Source organism: Mesorhizobium sp. M0040 (assembly GCF_040323505.1).
Lineage (GTDB): Bacteria > Pseudomonadota > Alphaproteobacteria > Rhizobiales > Rhizobiaceae > Mesorhizobium.
This window is the reverse complement of sequence record NZ_JAMYVA010000019.1, coordinates 52,402-65,957: the sequence shown is the minus strand read 5'-3', so window position 1 is coordinate 65,957 and position 13,556 is coordinate 52,402. Positions and strand designations below refer to the sequence as shown.

Below are 13,556 nucleotides of genomic sequence, written 5' to 3'. Positions count from 1 at the left end.
TGGAATATCGCCCACGCGGGCTCGCGTGGGCGATACCTGGATAGCGAGGGAAATCAGCCTGTCTCCACGCGTCGTCTTTCCCAACAAGATCCTGCCCTACCTGCTGGTGGCGCCACAACTCGCCATCACCCTGGTTTTCTTCTACTGGCCGGCCGGTCAGGCGCTTTACCAGTCGATGCTCAGGCAAGACCCGTTCGGGCTGAAGAGCAGGTTCGTCTGGTTTGCCAATTTCCGGAAGGTGCTGGCCGATCCGGCCTACCTCAACTCGATCAAGGTCACCGTAGTGTTCTCTCTTGCGACCGCGATCGTTGCCATGGTTGTGGCCCTGCTGCTCGCGGTCATGGCCGAGAAGGCCGTGCGCGGCAAAGGCCTCTACCGCACACTGTTGATATGGCCTTACGCCGTTGCGCCGGCGATTGCCGGCATGCTTTGGCTTTTCCTGTTCAATCCCTCGATCGGCTCGTTGGCCTATTTGCTGAGAAGCCTCGGCATCGTATGGGACCCGCTGCTCAACGGCACCCACGCCATGATCCTGCTGGTGTCGGCTGCTGCCTGGAAGCAGATCAGCTACAACTTCCTGTTCTTCGTCGCCGGCCTGCAGGCGGTGCCGAAAACGCTGATCGAAGCGGCGGCCATGGACGGCGCCGGCGAAACCAAGCGCTTCTGGACCATCGTCTTCCCGCTGCTTGCGCCGACAACCTTTTTCCTGCTGGTCGTCAACACCGTCTATGCCCTGTTCGACACGTTCGGCATCGTTCATGCCGTCACCGGCGGCGGGCCGGGCAAGACGACCGAGACGCTGGTCTACAAGGTCTACAATGACGGCTTCGTCAATCTGATCCTGGGCGATTCGGCGGCGCAGTCGGTCATCCTGATGGCCATCGTCATTGCGCTCACAGCGATCCAGTTCCGCTATGTGGAACGCAAAGTCCATTACGGCTGAGGGCAGCGATGATCGGCCAGTCCCCGCTCCGCACCTTCATCGCCCATGCCGTGCTCATCCTCGGCATATTGATCGTGGCTTTTCCGATCTACTACACCTTCGTTGCCTCGACGCACACGCTGCAAACGATCCTCAGGCCGCCCCTGCCGCTCTTGCCCGGCGACCAGCTATGGAACAATTACAGCGAGGCGCTGTTCGGCGGCATCGGTCGTATCGGCGGGGTCAGCGTCGGCAGGCTGCTCCTCAACACCACGATCATGGCGCTCGGCGTTGCGGTGGGAAAGATCTTCATCTCGATCCTGTCGGCCTACGCGATCGTGTTCTTTCGCTTTCCGCTGCGCATGACCTTCTTCTGGCTGATCTTCATCACCTTGATGCTTCCAGTCGAGGTGCGCATCCTGCCGACCTACAAGGTGATGGTCGATCTCGGCATGATCGACACCTATGCCGGCCTGATCGTCCCGCTGATCGCCTCGGCCACCGCAACGCTGCTGTTTCGCCAGTTCTTCATGACCATACCGGGCGAATTGGTCGAGGCGGCGCGTGTCGACGGTGCCGGGCCATGGCGCTTCTTTTTCGATATTCTGGTGCCGCTGTCGCGGACAAACATCGCCGCGCTGTTCGTGATCCTCTTCATCTATGGCTGGACGCAGTATCTTTGGCCGCTGCTCGTCACCAACAGCAACGACATGAACACCATCGTCATCGCGCTGAGAAAGATGGTTTCCTTCGCCGATGCCGACACCCAATGGCACCTCGTGATGGTCACGGCAATGCTGGCCATCGTGCCGCCGATCCTGGTGGTCGTGCTGATGCAACGCTGGTTCGTGCGCGGTCTGGTCGAATCCGAAAAGTGAGAAGCCGATGGCGACCGTGGATCTGAAGGATGTCAGGAAAATCTATCCCAGCGGCGTCGAGGCCGTGAAGGGCGTTTCCATCGCCATTCCCGACAAGGAGCTTTGCGTGCTGGTCGGCCCCTCCGGCTGCGGCAAGTCTACGCTGCTGAGGATGATCGCCGGGCTGGAGACGATTTCTGCCGGTACAGTCGCCATCGACGGCAAGGTGGTCAACGCCATTGGCCCGACCGAGCGCGACATCGCCATGGTGTTCCAGAACTACGCGCTCTACCCGCATATGAAGGTCTATGACAACATGGCCTATGGCCTGCGCAATCGCGGCACGCCCAAGGACGAGATCGACAGCAGGGTGCGCTCGACCGCCAAGGTGCTGGAGCTTTCGGCGCTGCTCGACCGGCGCCCGCGCGAGCTTTCCGGCGGCCAGCGCCAGCGTGTTGCCATGGGCCGCGCCATCGTGCGCAACCCGAAAGTCTTCCTGTTCGACGAACCGCTGTCCAACCTCGATGCGAAATTGCGCGGGCAGATGCGCATCGAGATCAAGAATCTGCAGCGCTCGCTTGGCGTCACCTCGGTTTATGTCACGCACGACCAGCTTGAGGCGATGACGCTGGCCGACATCCTCGTCGTCATGAACGCCGGCCTGGTCGAGCAGACCGGCGCGCCGCTTGATGTGTACGAGAAACCGGCCTCGACCTTCGTCGCTTCGTTCATAGGCGCACCGCCGATGAATCTGCTGGCGCTCACAGGGGCCTCCCCAAGCTCGGTATTGGCGGACGGTACTGTGATTGGCTTGGCGCCTCGACAGGGCAAGGCAGTGACACTAGGCTTTCGTCCGGAGGACGCCGACATCACCTTCGCGGCAGAGGCGCCGGCCGGCGCGCTCGCGCTGCCGGCAACAGTGGAAGCGGTCGAACCGGTCGGTGCCGAAAGCTTTCTCCATTGCGTGGCAGCCGGCAGCCGCATCGTGGTGCGCGTCTCAGGCCGCGCCAGCGCCAAGCCAGGCGACCAATTGCGCGTCGTGGCCAGGTCCGAAAAGCTGCATTGGTTCGATCAGGCGGGCAAACGGGTCGATTGAAGTCGGCCTTGCGCAAAACCGTTCAGGCAAACACATGCGCCTTGCCCGACACGGTCAGCCGGACGATCTCGCCGATCGCCGGCGCGTCCATGCCCGGCTTGCGCAGGATCAACGGCGTATTGCCGATGGCGGCGGCGTCGGGCGGATCGGGGCTGTTCAACAGACGCACCGCGATGGTGCACATCGAGCCGGCGAATTCCGATTCCGTCACCTCGCCGAACAGCATGTCCGGCGTGCCGGACATGCCTTCACGCGATGTGCGTTTCAGCAACACCTGCTCCGGCCGCAGCATGATGCGGGCGACGTCGCGCCGCTCCGAGCTGTCGACAGCGATGCGGCCGAGCGGCGAGATGGCGAAGCCATCGGCGATCCTTGCCGGCAGGACGATGGCGTCGCCAAGGAACTCGGCGACCATCCTGTCCTTCGGCTTGAAATAGAGCTCGCGCGGCGTGCCGACCTGCGAGAATTTGCCGTCGCGCATCACCGCGACCTGGCTGGCGAATGACAGCGCCTCGGCCTGGTCGTGGGTGACCAGGATGGTGGTGATGCCGGCGGTTTCAAGGAGCTCGGCCACGGCCTTGCGCATCGAGGCGCGCAGGCCGGTGTCGAGCGCCGAGAACGGCTCGTCGAGCAGCATCAGCCGCGGCTTCATGGCCATGGCGCGGGCGAGCGCGACGCGCTGCTGCTGGCCACCGGAGAGTTCGTGCGGACGGCGCTTCAGGATACCTTTGTCCAGCCCGACGACATAGGCGAGCTCGGCGATGCGCTCACTGCGCTTTTCCTCGTGACGGCCCATGCCGAAGCCGATATTGGCGGCGATGCTCAGATGCGGGAATAGAGCGCCGTCCTGCGCCACCAGCCCGATGCCGCGGCGATGCGCCGGCACGGCCGTGTCGCCATCGGCCAGCACCTCGCCATCAAGCACGATGCGGCCCTGGTCCGGCGCCTCGAAGCCGGCGATCAGTCGCAGCAAGGTGGTCTTGCCGCAACCGGACGGCCCGACGATTGCCGTACGGCTGCCGCTGGCCACGCTGAGGTCGACGCCGGCAAGTGCTGCGACGGGCCCGTAGTGCTTGTGGATGCCGCTCAGCTCGAGAAAGCTCATCGCCCGGCCATCCGCTTCGACTGGACGTAGAGCAACCAGGTCAAAGGCAGCGACATCGCCACCATGATCAGGGCATAAGGCGCCGCCGACGCATAGTCGATCTCGCCGCTATAGGACCAGAACGCCATGGCCAGCGTGCGGGTGCCGTTGGGCGCCAGCATCTGGGTTGCGGTCAATTCGTTCATGATACCCAGCGCGACCAACGCCATGCCGGCTGCGGCGCCCGGCGCCGACAGGCGGATGGTCGTCGACCACAGCGCCTTGAGCGGCGACCGGCCGAGGCTGGAGGCGGCGCGTTCGAGCTCGACCGGCGCCTGTGCGATCGACGCCCTGAGGCTAATCAGAGCGCGCGGCAGGAACATCAGCGCATAGGCGACCAGGATGGTGAACAGGGTCTGGTAGAGCGGCATGGCGATACGCACGGCGATGGTGACCAGCGCCAGGGCGATTACAACGCCGGGCAACGCGCCCACGATATAGTTGCAGCCCTCCAGGACGCGTTGCAGCCGCCCCGGCGCGCGGATCGAAATCCACGCCATCGGCATTGCCGCGACGGTGGCGAGCAGCGCGCCGGCAATTGCTAAGAACAGCGTTTGGCCAAGTGCCAGGCCGATCTCGTCGAGCCGCCAGACATCGGCGCCGCCGGCCATGAGCCAGCGGCCGATAGTGGCGAACGGCACGCCGAGCGCCAGCAGCGTGGTAATGGCAGGCAGCAGCAGGCAAGGAATGGTGGCGCGCCCAAGCCCCGTGCGCTGCTGCTGGCGCGCAGCACCCGAACCGACGCGGGCATAGCGCTCCTCGCCGCGCACCAGCACCTCCAGCCCGAGCAGCACAAGGCAGCAGGTCACCAGCACGCCGGCCAGCATGTTGGCCGCGGGACCGTTGAAGGTCGACTGGAACTGGTCGACAATCGCGGTGGTGAAGGTGTCGAAGCGGATGAAGATATAGAGCCCGTATTCGGCCAGGAGATGCAGGCCGACCAGCAGGGAGCCGCCGCAAATGGCGAGCCGGAGCTGCGGCAGCACGACACGCCTGAACACACGCCACGGGCCGAGACCAAGGGCTGCCGCTGCATCCTCGAGAGCGGGATCGAGCCGGCGCAATGCCGCCGCCACCGGCAGATAAAGGAAGGGGAAATAGGCGATGACCGACACAAGCACGCCGGCCCACAGGCCGTGCAGTCTGGGCACCATGGTGACCCAGGCGTAACTGTGGACGAAGGCCGGAATGGCGAGCGGCGCCACCGACAGCCAGGCCCATAGGCGGGCACCCGGCAGATCGCTGCGCTCGGTCAGCCAGGCCAGCATGACCGACAGCACGATCGAGATCGGCACCGCCAACACCACCAGCAGGCTGGTGTTGACCAGAAGTTCGCCGACGCGCGGCCTGAACACCAGCGCCGCCACCGTTTCCCAGCCGGTCTGCACCGCCACCCAGACGATGAAGGCAAGCGGCAGCAGCGCGAAAAGCGAGACAAAGACGGCAGCCAACGCAATCCATGAGACCGACCAACGACGTGCCCGCACGGCCGTGGCGTCGGCCGGCAAGCCTGGGCGTGCGAGATCGATCGCGGATTGCATCAGATCAGACGTTGCGCCAGCTCCGCCCGGAGGCGGAAACGATCGGCGGCGGATAATCTCGCGGGTAGCTTGTGGTCATAGGCAAATGCCATCTTGAAAACAGAGCGCTCCTGTGGAAAGCGAATTCCCACAGGAGCGCAGTCGGTTGCCCTTTTAGGACGAACGCCGGCTAAAGCAAGCCGGCCGCCGTCATCAGGTCGGTCACCTTTTTCGAGTTCAGCGTCGTCGGGTCGACTTTCGGCGCCTGCAGATCGGCCAGCGGCTCCAGCTTCGGATTGGACTCGGCGCCCTTGCCGACTGCGTATTCGAACGAATCGCCTGTTTTCAGCACGTCCTGGCCGCCATTGCCGGTGACCCATTTCAGGAAAGCCTGCGCTTCGTTCGGGTGCTTGCTCGAGGCCAGCACGCCGCCGCCGGAAATCGAGACGAAAGCACCGGGATCCTGATGCTTGAAATAGTGCAACTCGACGTTCTTGCTGTTCTCGCCGGTCTTGGCCTGATCGCCGTAGTAGTAATAGTGATAGATCACGCCGCCTTCGACCTCGCCGGCATTGACCGCCTTCATCACCGTGCTGTTGCCCTTATAGGCGGTAAAATTCTCCTTCATCGCCTTCAGCCATTCGGCCGTCGCCGCCTCACCCTTGAGCTGCAGAAGCGCGCTGACGATCGCCTGGAAATCGGCGCCGGAGGGCGAAGCGGCCCAGCGGCCCTTCCAGCTCGGATCGGCGAGATCGAGCAGCGATTTGGGCAGCTGGTCGGCGCTCAGCTTGGTCTTGTTGTAGGCAAAGACGGTGCTGCGCGCGGCGACGCCGACCCATTTGCCGCTCGCCGGCTGGTACTCCTGCGGAACCTGGGCCAGCGTCTCGGTGCCGACCGGTGCGAACAGGCCGGCCGCCTCGACTAATGCCATGGCCGGCGAATTCTCCGTCAGGAATACATCGGCGGGCGAAGCGGTGCCTTCCGCAACGATCTGATTGGAGAAATCGCTGTCGCCGCCATTGCGGACGGTAACCTTGATGCCCGTTTCCTTGGTGAATCCCTCCGCCCAGGCCTTGGTCAGGTTTTCGTGCTGGGCGTTGTAGACGACGATGCCCTCGTCCTCTGCTATTGCCGGGCCGGCGATCAGGCTGATTGCAAGTGCTGTCGCACCGGCAAGGGCGGAAAGAGCATATTTCATGGCGTCGTCCTCGATTTCGATGGTCTTTGGCTTGGCACGCTGCACCTACCAATACCTGACTGGTGCAGTCAACATTGCTGGCCCACTCAATCGCTCAAAAGGAGCAAACTTTCGTGATGCTCAGCTAATTTGCCTTGGACATTATTTCGCCGGCCCCGTAACAAATCAGCGCCGAGACGCGAATTTCGGGGAGTGAACTCTTGTGAGCGGCAAGGACGAAGCCGAGCTTTCACGGCTGCTGCGGGCCGCGATCGCCGGAGACGAAAGGGCCTATGCCGACTTTCTGCACCGGATCGCCGCGCTCGTTCGTGGCTTTGCCCGGCGCAAGATCGTGCAGGGCGGGGTGGATCCCGAGGATGTCGTGCAGGAAACCTTGCTGGCCATTCATGTGAAACGACACACCTGGCGCCATGATGCGCCGGTGCTGCCTTGGGTCTATGCAATAGCCCGCTTCAAGCTGATCGATGCGTTCCGGCGGCGCGGTCGGCGGATCGAGATCGAGATCGACGAAATCGCCGAGACCTTTGCCGAGCCGGAATCGGAGACGGTGAGCGAGCGCGACGTCAACCGGGCGCTCGACAGCCTGCCGCCGGCACAGCGTTCCGTCGTCTCGGCCGTATCGGTCGAAGGCCGGTCAATCGGTGAGACCGCGGCCAAATTCGGCATCAGCGAGACGGCTGTGCGGGTGTCACTGCACCGCGGGCTTGCCGCCATTGCCAAACGGTTCAGGGCGGGGCGGGAATAACATGAGGACCGAAGATTTCATCAAGGCGCTCGACGCCGATGCCCGCAGCAAGGCGCTGCCGCTAGGCACCGCCTGGTGGCTTGCCGCCGGCGCGGCCATCGTGATCGCGGCCGCGGTTTTCTGGCTGACGATCGGCCCGCGCCCCGACATTGCGATCGCCATGCACACGATGCGGTTCCTGTCCAAATTCGTCTTCACGATTGCTCTTGCCGCCAGCGCCTTTGTCCTGGTGCGTGGGCTGTCGACGCCCGGTGCATCGACCGGCCGGGCGGTGAGCTGGATGGTCGCCGCGCCGCTGCTGGTGATTGTGGCTGTGATTCTCGAACTCTTCGCCGTGCCTGCGTCCGACTGGGGCACGCGTCTGGTCGGCACGAACATGGTCATCTGCCTGACCTTCATTCCGTTGATCGGGATCGGCCCGCTTGCCGTCTTTCTCGCGGTGCTGCGCCATGGCGCGCCGACAAGGCCGGTGCTTGCCGGTGCGGCCGCGGGCCTGCTTGCCGGCGGGCTGGCGGCGACCTTCTATGCGGCGCATTGCTTCGACGATTCGCCGCTTTTCGTCGGCACCTGGTATACGATCGCGGTCGCCATCCTTGCCGTGCTCGGGGCGCTCGGCGGACGACTTTTTGTGCGCTGGTAGCGAGGCGATCAGCGTGTCGGAACGGGATGCTCGCCGCGATAGTCGTAGAAGCCGCGCCCGGTCTTGCGGCCGAGCCAGCCGGCCTCGACATATTTGACCAGCAGCGGGCAGGGGCGGTATTTCGAATCCGACAGCCCGTCATGCAGCACCTGCATGATCGACAGGCAGGTATCGAGCCCGATGAAATCGGCAAGCTGCAGCGGCCCCATCGGATGGTTGGCGCCGAGCTTCATGGCGGTATCGATGGCGTCGACCGAGCCGACACCTTCATAGAGCGTGTAGATCGCCTCGTTGATCATCGGCAGCAGGATGCGGTTGACGATGAAGGCCGGGAAATCCTCCGAGACGGTGATCGTCTTGTCGAGCTGCTTCACATAGGTTTTTGCCGCCTCGAAGGTCTGGTCCTCGGTGGCGATGCCGCGCACCAGTTCGACCAGCTTCATCACCGGAACCGGGTTCATGAAATGTATGCCGATGAAGCGCTCCGGGCGGTCGGTCTGCGAAGCCAGCCGCGTGATCGAGATCGATGACGTGTTCGTCGCCAGGATGGCCTCGGGGTTGAGCTGCGGGCAGAGCTGGGCATAGATCTTGCGCTTGACCGTCTCGTCCTCGGTCGCTGCTTCGATCACCAGATCGGCGCCCGCAAGGTCGGCCATGGCCGGTGCCGACGAAATGCGCGCCATCGCCTCGTTGCGCAGCTTTTCCTCAAGTTTGCCGGAGCCGACCTGACGGGCCATGTTGCCGCTGACCGTAGCAATGCCCTTTTCGATGCGGTCGGGCGAAATGTCGTAAACCAGCACCTTGTAGCCCGCCAGCGCCGATACATGGGCGATGCCACCGCCCATCTGGCCCGCGCCGATGATGCCGATCGTCTCGATCTTGCTCATTACCCGATCCCGTCAAGGCCTTTGCGGCCTGCTTTTTGTGCAGTGCAAACTAAAAGGGCGGGGCGACTTCGTCTACCCCACCCCTCAGAATTTAATACGCTTTGGCAGAAGGCGTCAAAGCGCCTTTTGCAGTTCCGGCAGAATGACGAAGAGATCGCCGACGAGACCGTAGTCGGCGACCTGGAAGATCGGCGCTTCCTCGTCCTTGTTGATGGCAACGATCACCTTCGAATCCTTCATGCCGGCAAGGTGCTGGATGGCACCGGAGATGCCGACGGCAATATAAAGGTCGGGCGCTACCACCTTGCCGGTCTGGCCGACCTGCCAGTCGTTCGGCGCATAGCCGGCATCGACGGCGGCGCGAGATGCGCCAACCGCCGCACCGAGCTTGTCGGCGACCGGCAGGATGACCTCCTGGAACTTCTCGGAGGAGCCCAGCGCACGGCCGCCCGAGATGATGATCTTGGCCGAGGTCAGCTCTGGACGGTCGGTCTCGGAGAGCTTGTTCTCGACAAAGCTCGACAGGCCGGGATTGGCCGCCGCCTGGACCGTCTCGACCGGCGCGGAACCGCCCTCGGGTGCTGCCTGGAAGGAAGCGGTACGCACCGTGATGACCTTCTTAGCGTCACTGGACTGCACCGTCTGGATGGCGTTGCCGGCATAGATCGGCCGCTTGAAGGTGTCGGGCGACACGACTTCGATGATTTCAGATATTTGGGCGACATCGAGCAGCGCTGCCACGCGGGGCGCGACGTTCTTGCCCGACGAGGTCGCCGGCGCGATGATCGTCTCGTATGGCTCAGCAAGCGAAACGACGAGTGCCGCCAGCGGTTCGGCGAGACGCTCGGTCAGTTCGTCGGCGTCGGCGAGCAGCACCTTGGTGACGCCCTTGAGCTTGGCGGCGGCGTCCGCTGCCGGCTTGGCACCTTTGCCGGCAACCAGCACATGCACGTCCGAACCGATCTGCAGCGCCGCCGAAAGCGCCTTGGCGGTCTGGTCGGAAAGCGCAGCGTTGTCGTGTTCGGCAATCAGAAGAATTGTCATTTTTTATCCCTTCCTGGCCTTACAGCACGCCGGCTTCGTTTTTCAGCTTGTCTAACAGTTCGGCGACGCTCTTGACCTTGACGCCCGCCTTGCGGCCGCCCGGCTCCTCGGTCTTGATCACTTTAAGCCGCGGCTTGACGTCGGCGCCGTAGTCGGCAGGGCTCTTCTCGTCGAGCGGCTTCTTCTTGGCCTTCATGATATTGGGCAGAGACGCGTAGCGTGGCTGGTTCAGCCGCAAATCGGCCGTGACGATCGCCGGCATCTTCAATTCCAGCGTCTGCAGGCCGCCATCGACCTCGCGCGTCACCGTGGCCTTGTCACCGTCGAGCACGATCTTGGAGGCGAAGGTGCCCTGCGCCCAGCCGAGAAGTGCGGCCAGCATCTGGCCGGTCTGGTTGGAATCGTCGTCGATCGCCTGCTTGCCGAGAATGACAAGGCCGGGCTGTTCTGCCTCGACGACGCCCTTCAGCACCTTGGCGACGCCCAGCGGCTCAGTCTGCTCGTCGGTCTTGACCAGGATGGCGCGGTCGGCGCCCATGGCGAGCGCCGTGCGCAAGGTCTCCTGTGCCTGCTGCGGCCCGATCGACACGACGATGATCTCTTCGGCCTTGCCAGCTTCCTTTAGCCGGATCGCCTCTTCGACCGCGATCTCGTCGAACGGGTTCATCGCCATCTTGACGTTGGCGAGTTCCACCGCCGAACCGTCCGCCTTAACCCGGACCTTGACGTTCGCATCCACAACCCGCTTCACGGGCACAAGGATCTTCATTTGCCTGTCACCTCTTTCACGATAGTCTCTTCACGCTCGTCGGGCGCGCTATAGCAGCGTGCACCTCTTCAGAGTTGTCGAAAGCCGACATTCCGGACGGAATTCTGGTCTTCGCCACGCCAGTAGGGTGGCGCTTCCGTAGTTGCGGCGACCCCGCGCGTCAATATCGGGGCGCACTCGGATCCTCGGCGAAGCACTCAAATCGGTTCAGTCCGGACCGGAAACGGTCCCCCGGCCCCAGCGCGGCGCCGGCTGCGCAGGTTGTGGGTCGCTTGGCGCCGGCTCCACGGCTACGGGCACCGGACCGGCAACCACGGCCGGCTCCTCGTCTGCGCCGGCGAGTAGCGGTACGCCGCGGCTGCGCAAGACAAGCACCAGCACGGCTCCAGCGATGATGCCGCCAATATGGCAGGCCCAGGAAACCTGATCCTCGCCCCCCTGGGCGAACATGAAGATCTGGAACAGGATCCACAGGATCAGCGGGATGAAGGCCGGGATGCGCAACGGGATGCGCGCGAAGACCAGCACCCATACCTTCACCCGCGGATAAAGGATCAGATAGGCGGCGACCACACCGGCGATGGCGCCCGACGCGCCAATCAGCGGCACCTGCGAATCCCAGGCAACCAGACCCTGGAAGAAAGCGCCGGCGATGGCGCAAAGCAGGTAGAAGACGAGGTAGCGGACATGGCCGAGTGCATCCTCGACATTGTCGCCGAACACCCACAGGAACAGCATGTTGCCGCCGAGGTGGAAGATATCCGCGTGCAGGAAGGAATAGGTCAGATAGCTCAGGCTCTCCGGAATGACGACAAATTGCGGAGCGAGCTCGACGCTGTCATGCACAACCGACGGGATGAAACCGAGGCCCAGCACCGCGGCGTTGGCGAAATCCTCGCCGCCCAGTGTGGTGACAAAGTAGATCAGCACGTTGAGCGCGATCAGGCTGATCGTCACATATTGCAGCTTGATGTGCCGCAGCCGGTTGGTGTCGTAAAGCGGGATGAACATCGGGCCTCTCCCGCTTCCGGCGGATTCAGCGGTTCTTGCCGGGAACCCATAGCACGTCGGCATTTCCATTGTCATTGACCGCGCGTGCGGCGACGAACAGAAAGTCCGAGACACGGTTGATGTATCTTATCGCCTCGCGGTTGACGTGCTCGTCCGGGTCTTGCGACAGCGCCACCATGATGCGCTCGGCGCGGCGGGCCACCGTGCGGGCGAGGTGAAGGGCAGCCGCTGCCGGCGTACCGCCGTTGAGCACGAAGGATTTGAGCGGCTCAAGGTCCTTGTTGAGGAGATCGATATCCTGTTCGATGCGGTCGGTCTGCGAGGCGATGATGCGCAACGGCTCGTAGTCGAGCGGCTTGCCATTATCGGGGACTGCCAGATCGGCGCCGAGGTCGAAAAGGTCGTTCTGGATGCGGCCGAGCATCGCATCGATCGCCGGATTTACTGCCGCGGTATGAATGCGGGCCATGCCGATGCAGGCATTGGCCTCGTCGACCGTGCCGTAGGCGTCGATGCGAAGGTCGGATTTCAGCCGCCGCTCGCCAGAGCCGAGGCCTGTGGTGCCATCGTCGCCAGTGCGGGTGTAGATCTTGTTGAGCTTGACCACGGGTTACCTCCCGGCTGGCGGCTGCTGCGTCACTTACGGGTGAAATACACCGCCAGCATGATCAGCACCAAGGCCACGAACTGCAAGAGCACGCGTGTCTGCATCAGTTTGTTGGAGGTCATGCTGGAGCCGCCGCGCATCATATTGATGAGGCCGCGGATCAGTACGATCACCACGGCGACCATAACGAGAACGGCGAGGATGTTGAAGACGGTTGCCATGGTGTGTTCCAGTTGGATTGCGTTCAGGCGCGTTTGGCGAGCAGACGGTAGAGTACCGATGACGGCAGGATGCGTTTAAGGATCGCGCCGATCCTGGCCGGCACTGTTACCACATAATGCGGGCGTGGGCGCCGCGACAGAAGCGCATGGTGCAAGGCGGCATAAACCACCTCCGGCCCGGGCTTCAGCCGCGATGTGCTGCCGCCGGCCCGCAGCCGTTTGAGTTGCGCCGCATAGGCGAGGCGATGAACGGAATTCTCGTGATCGATATTCGCCAGGAACCATGCGAGGCTGTTGCTGGCTATCTTCGATTTCACCGGCCCCGGTTCGATCAGCGAAACATTGATGCCGCTGCCGAGGAGCTCTTGATAGAGGGACAGCATCAGCCCTTCGATAGCGTGCTTCGATGCCGAGTAGGCGCCGCGAAAAGGCACCGGCGCGAGGCCGAGGATCGATGAGCAATGAACGAGACGACCATGGCCCTGGCGGCGCATCACCGGTACGACACGGCGAGTGAGGTCATGCCAGCCAAAGACATTGGCCTCGAACTGCTGCCGTAAAGCCTCGACCGGCAGGTCCTCGACGGCGCCGGGCTGTCCGTAGGCGCCATTGTTGAAGAGCGCATCGAGCCGGCCGCCGGTCCGTTCCAGCACCGACGCCACCAGCGCCTCGATCGATCCGGGCTCGGTGTAGTCCAGATAAAAGGCCTCGATGCCGTCGGCCTCGAGCGCAGCGATGTCTTCGGGCTTTCGGGCCGTTGCGAACACCCGCCAGCCTTCCTTCTTAAGAGCATGGGCGCAATAGGCGCCTATGCCGGAAGAGGCACCTGTGACAATGATGGTGCGCAACTCTTCTCCGGGAGGACTGGTGGTTTGACCTAGGGTTGTCATTTACC

At 63.4% G+C, this 13,556-nt stretch carries 15 protein-coding genes; 5 read left to right on the top strand and 10 right to left on the bottom strand.

What is annotated here, in order from left to right; translation table 11 throughout:
* The first annotated feature begins 58 nt into the window (after positions 1-58).
* The 3 genes from ugpA to ugpC are packed head-to-tail and all read left to right on the top strand — an operon-like array spanning position 59 to position 2,875.
* Positions 59-943, top strand: coding sequence for a sn-glycerol-3-phosphate ABC transporter permease UgpA (gene ugpA / locus NKJ91_RS18235; protein ID WP_023677936.1), 885 nt, complete (start codon positions 59-61; stop codon positions 941-943).
* Between the two features lie 8 nt (positions 944-951).
* Entirely contained in the window at positions 952-1,800 is an 849-nt protein-coding gene (ugpE, locus tag NKJ91_RS18230; protein ID WP_023677937.1) for a sn-glycerol-3-phosphate ABC transporter permease UgpE, read from the top strand.
* Positions 1,801-1,807: 7 nt separating this feature from the next.
* On the top strand, positions 1,808-2,875 hold the full coding sequence (gene ugpC / locus NKJ91_RS18225; RefSeq protein ID WP_352456683.1) for a sn-glycerol-3-phosphate ABC transporter ATP-binding protein UgpC: 1,068 nt from the start codon (positions 1,808-1,810) through the stop codon (positions 2,873-2,875).
* A 22-nt stretch (positions 2,876-2,897) separates the two neighbouring features.
* On the opposite strand, the gene NKJ91_RS18220 is transcribed toward ugpC, so the two are convergent.
* The 3 genes from NKJ91_RS18220 to NKJ91_RS18210 form a co-directional block, all read right to left on the bottom strand.
* Positions 2,898-3,980: an ABC transporter ATP-binding protein gene (locus tag NKJ91_RS18220; RefSeq protein ID WP_023677939.1), complete on the bottom strand. Its 1,083-nt coding sequence runs from the start codon at positions 3,978-3,980 to the stop codon at positions 2,898-2,900.
* Positions 3,977-5,560, bottom strand: coding sequence for an ABC transporter permease (locus NKJ91_RS18215; RefSeq protein ID WP_352456682.1), 1,584 nt, complete (start codon positions 5,558-5,560; stop codon positions 3,977-3,979). Before NKJ91_RS18215 ends, NKJ91_RS18220 begins: the two co-directional genes overlap by 4 nt.
* A 169-nt stretch (positions 5,561-5,729) precedes the next feature.
* Positions 5,730-6,737 (bottom strand): iron ABC transporter substrate-binding protein, encoded by a 1,008-nt coding sequence (locus tag NKJ91_RS18210; protein ID WP_352456704.1) that lies wholly within the window; start codon positions 6,735-6,737, stop codon positions 5,730-5,732.
* Positions 6,738-6,939: 202 nt separating this feature from the next.
* Between NKJ91_RS18210 and NKJ91_RS18205 the strand changes: the two genes are divergently transcribed.
* Both NKJ91_RS18205 and NKJ91_RS18200 read left to right on the top strand, forming a co-directional pair.
* Positions 6,940-7,482, top strand: coding sequence for a sigma-70 family RNA polymerase sigma factor (locus NKJ91_RS18205; protein ID WP_023677943.1), 543 nt, complete (start codon positions 6,940-6,942; stop codon positions 7,480-7,482).
* Position 7,483: 1 nt separating this feature from the next.
* Entirely contained in the window at positions 7,484-8,122 is a 639-nt protein-coding gene (locus NKJ91_RS18200; RefSeq protein ID WP_352456681.1) for an NrsF family protein, read from the top strand.
* Positions 8,123-8,130: 8 nt separating this feature from the next.
* Here NKJ91_RS18200 and NKJ91_RS18195 read toward each other — a convergent pair whose 3' ends face one another.
* The 7 genes from NKJ91_RS18195 to NKJ91_RS18165 all read right to left on the bottom strand — a co-directional run bounded on the left by NKJ91_RS18195 (position 8,131) and on the right by NKJ91_RS18165 (position 13,551).
* Positions 8,131-9,009, bottom strand: a complete 879-nt coding sequence (locus NKJ91_RS18195; protein WP_352456680.1) for a 3-hydroxybutyryl-CoA dehydrogenase — start codon at positions 9,007-9,009, stop codon at positions 8,131-8,133.
* A gap of 114 nt (positions 9,010-9,123) precedes the next feature.
* On the bottom strand, positions 9,124-10,053 hold the full coding sequence (locus tag NKJ91_RS18190; RefSeq protein ID WP_352456679.1) for an electron transfer flavoprotein subunit alpha/FixB family protein: 930 nt from the start codon (positions 10,051-10,053) through the stop codon (positions 9,124-9,126).
* 19 nt (positions 10,054-10,072) lie between these two features.
* Positions 10,073-10,822 carry an electron transfer flavoprotein subunit beta/FixA family protein gene (locus NKJ91_RS18185; protein WP_352456678.1) on the bottom strand — a complete coding sequence of 250 codons (750 nt, stop codon included), beginning with the start codon at positions 10,820-10,822 and terminating at the stop codon, positions 10,073-10,075.
* Positions 10,823-11,029: 207 nt separating this feature from the next.
* Positions 11,030-11,833, bottom strand: a complete 804-nt coding sequence (locus NKJ91_RS18180; protein ID WP_352456677.1) for a rhomboid family intramembrane serine protease — start codon at positions 11,831-11,833, stop codon at positions 11,030-11,032.
* A 25-nt stretch (positions 11,834-11,858) separates the two neighbouring features.
* Positions 11,859-12,440, bottom strand: coding sequence for a cob(I)yrinic acid a,c-diamide adenosyltransferase (locus NKJ91_RS18175; RefSeq protein ID WP_023677949.1), 582 nt, complete (start codon positions 12,438-12,440; stop codon positions 11,859-11,861).
* 29 nt (positions 12,441-12,469) lie between these two features.
* The gene (locus NKJ91_RS18170; protein ID WP_023677950.1) at positions 12,470-12,661 is read right to left on the bottom strand and encodes a twin transmembrane helix small protein; all 192 of its coding nucleotides are present in this window, start codon (positions 12,659-12,661) and stop codon (positions 12,470-12,472) included.
* 23 nt (positions 12,662-12,684) lie between these two features.
* Entirely contained in the window at positions 12,685-13,551 is an 867-nt protein-coding gene (locus NKJ91_RS18165; protein ID WP_352456676.1) for an SDR family oxidoreductase, read from the bottom strand.
* Positions 13,552-13,556: the final 5 nt, after the last annotated feature.

Bases quoted from the DNA above. Each gene is read 5' to 3' on its own strand.
- ugpE (WP_023677937.1), top strand. From the start codon at position 952: ATGATCGGCCAGTCCCCGCTCCGCACCTTCATCGCCCATGCCGTGCTC.
- ugpC (WP_352456683.1), top strand. From the start codon at position 1,808: ATGGCGACCGTGGATCTGAAGGATGTCAGGAAAATCTATCCCAGCGGC.
- NKJ91_RS18220 (WP_023677939.1), bottom strand. From the start codon at position 3,980: ATGAGCTTTCTCGAGCTGAGCGGCATCCACAAGCACTACGGGCCCGTC.
- NKJ91_RS18215 (WP_352456682.1), bottom strand. From the start codon at position 5,560: ATGCAATCCGCGATCGATCTCGCACGCCCAGGCTTGCCGGCCGACGCC.
- NKJ91_RS18210 (WP_352456704.1), bottom strand. From the start codon at position 6,737: ATGAAATATGCTCTTTCCGCCCTTGCCGGTGCGACAGCACTTGCAATC.
- NKJ91_RS18200 (WP_352456681.1), top strand. From the start codon at position 7,484: ATGAGGACCGAAGATTTCATCAAGGCGCTCGACGCCGATGCCCGCAGC.
- NKJ91_RS18195 (WP_352456680.1), bottom strand. From the start codon at position 9,009: ATGAGCAAGATCGAGACGATCGGCATCATCGGCGCGGGCCAGATGGGC.
- NKJ91_RS18190 (WP_352456679.1), bottom strand. From the start codon at position 10,053: ATGACAATTCTTCTGATTGCCGAACACGACAACGCTGCGCTTTCCGAC.
- NKJ91_RS18185 (WP_352456678.1), bottom strand. From the start codon at position 10,822: ATGAAGATCCTTGTGCCCGTGAAGCGGGTTGTGGATGCGAACGTCAAG.
- NKJ91_RS18180 (WP_352456677.1), bottom strand. From the start codon at position 11,833: ATGTTCATCCCGCTTTACGACACCAACCGGCTGCGGCACATCAAGCTG.
- NKJ91_RS18170 (WP_023677950.1), bottom strand. From the start codon at position 12,661: ATGGCAACCGTCTTCAACATCCTCGCCGTTCTCGTTATGGTCGCCGTG.
- NKJ91_RS18165 (WP_352456676.1), bottom strand. From the start codon at position 13,551: ATGACAACCCTAGGTCAAACCACCAGTCCTCCCGGAGAAGAGTTGCGC.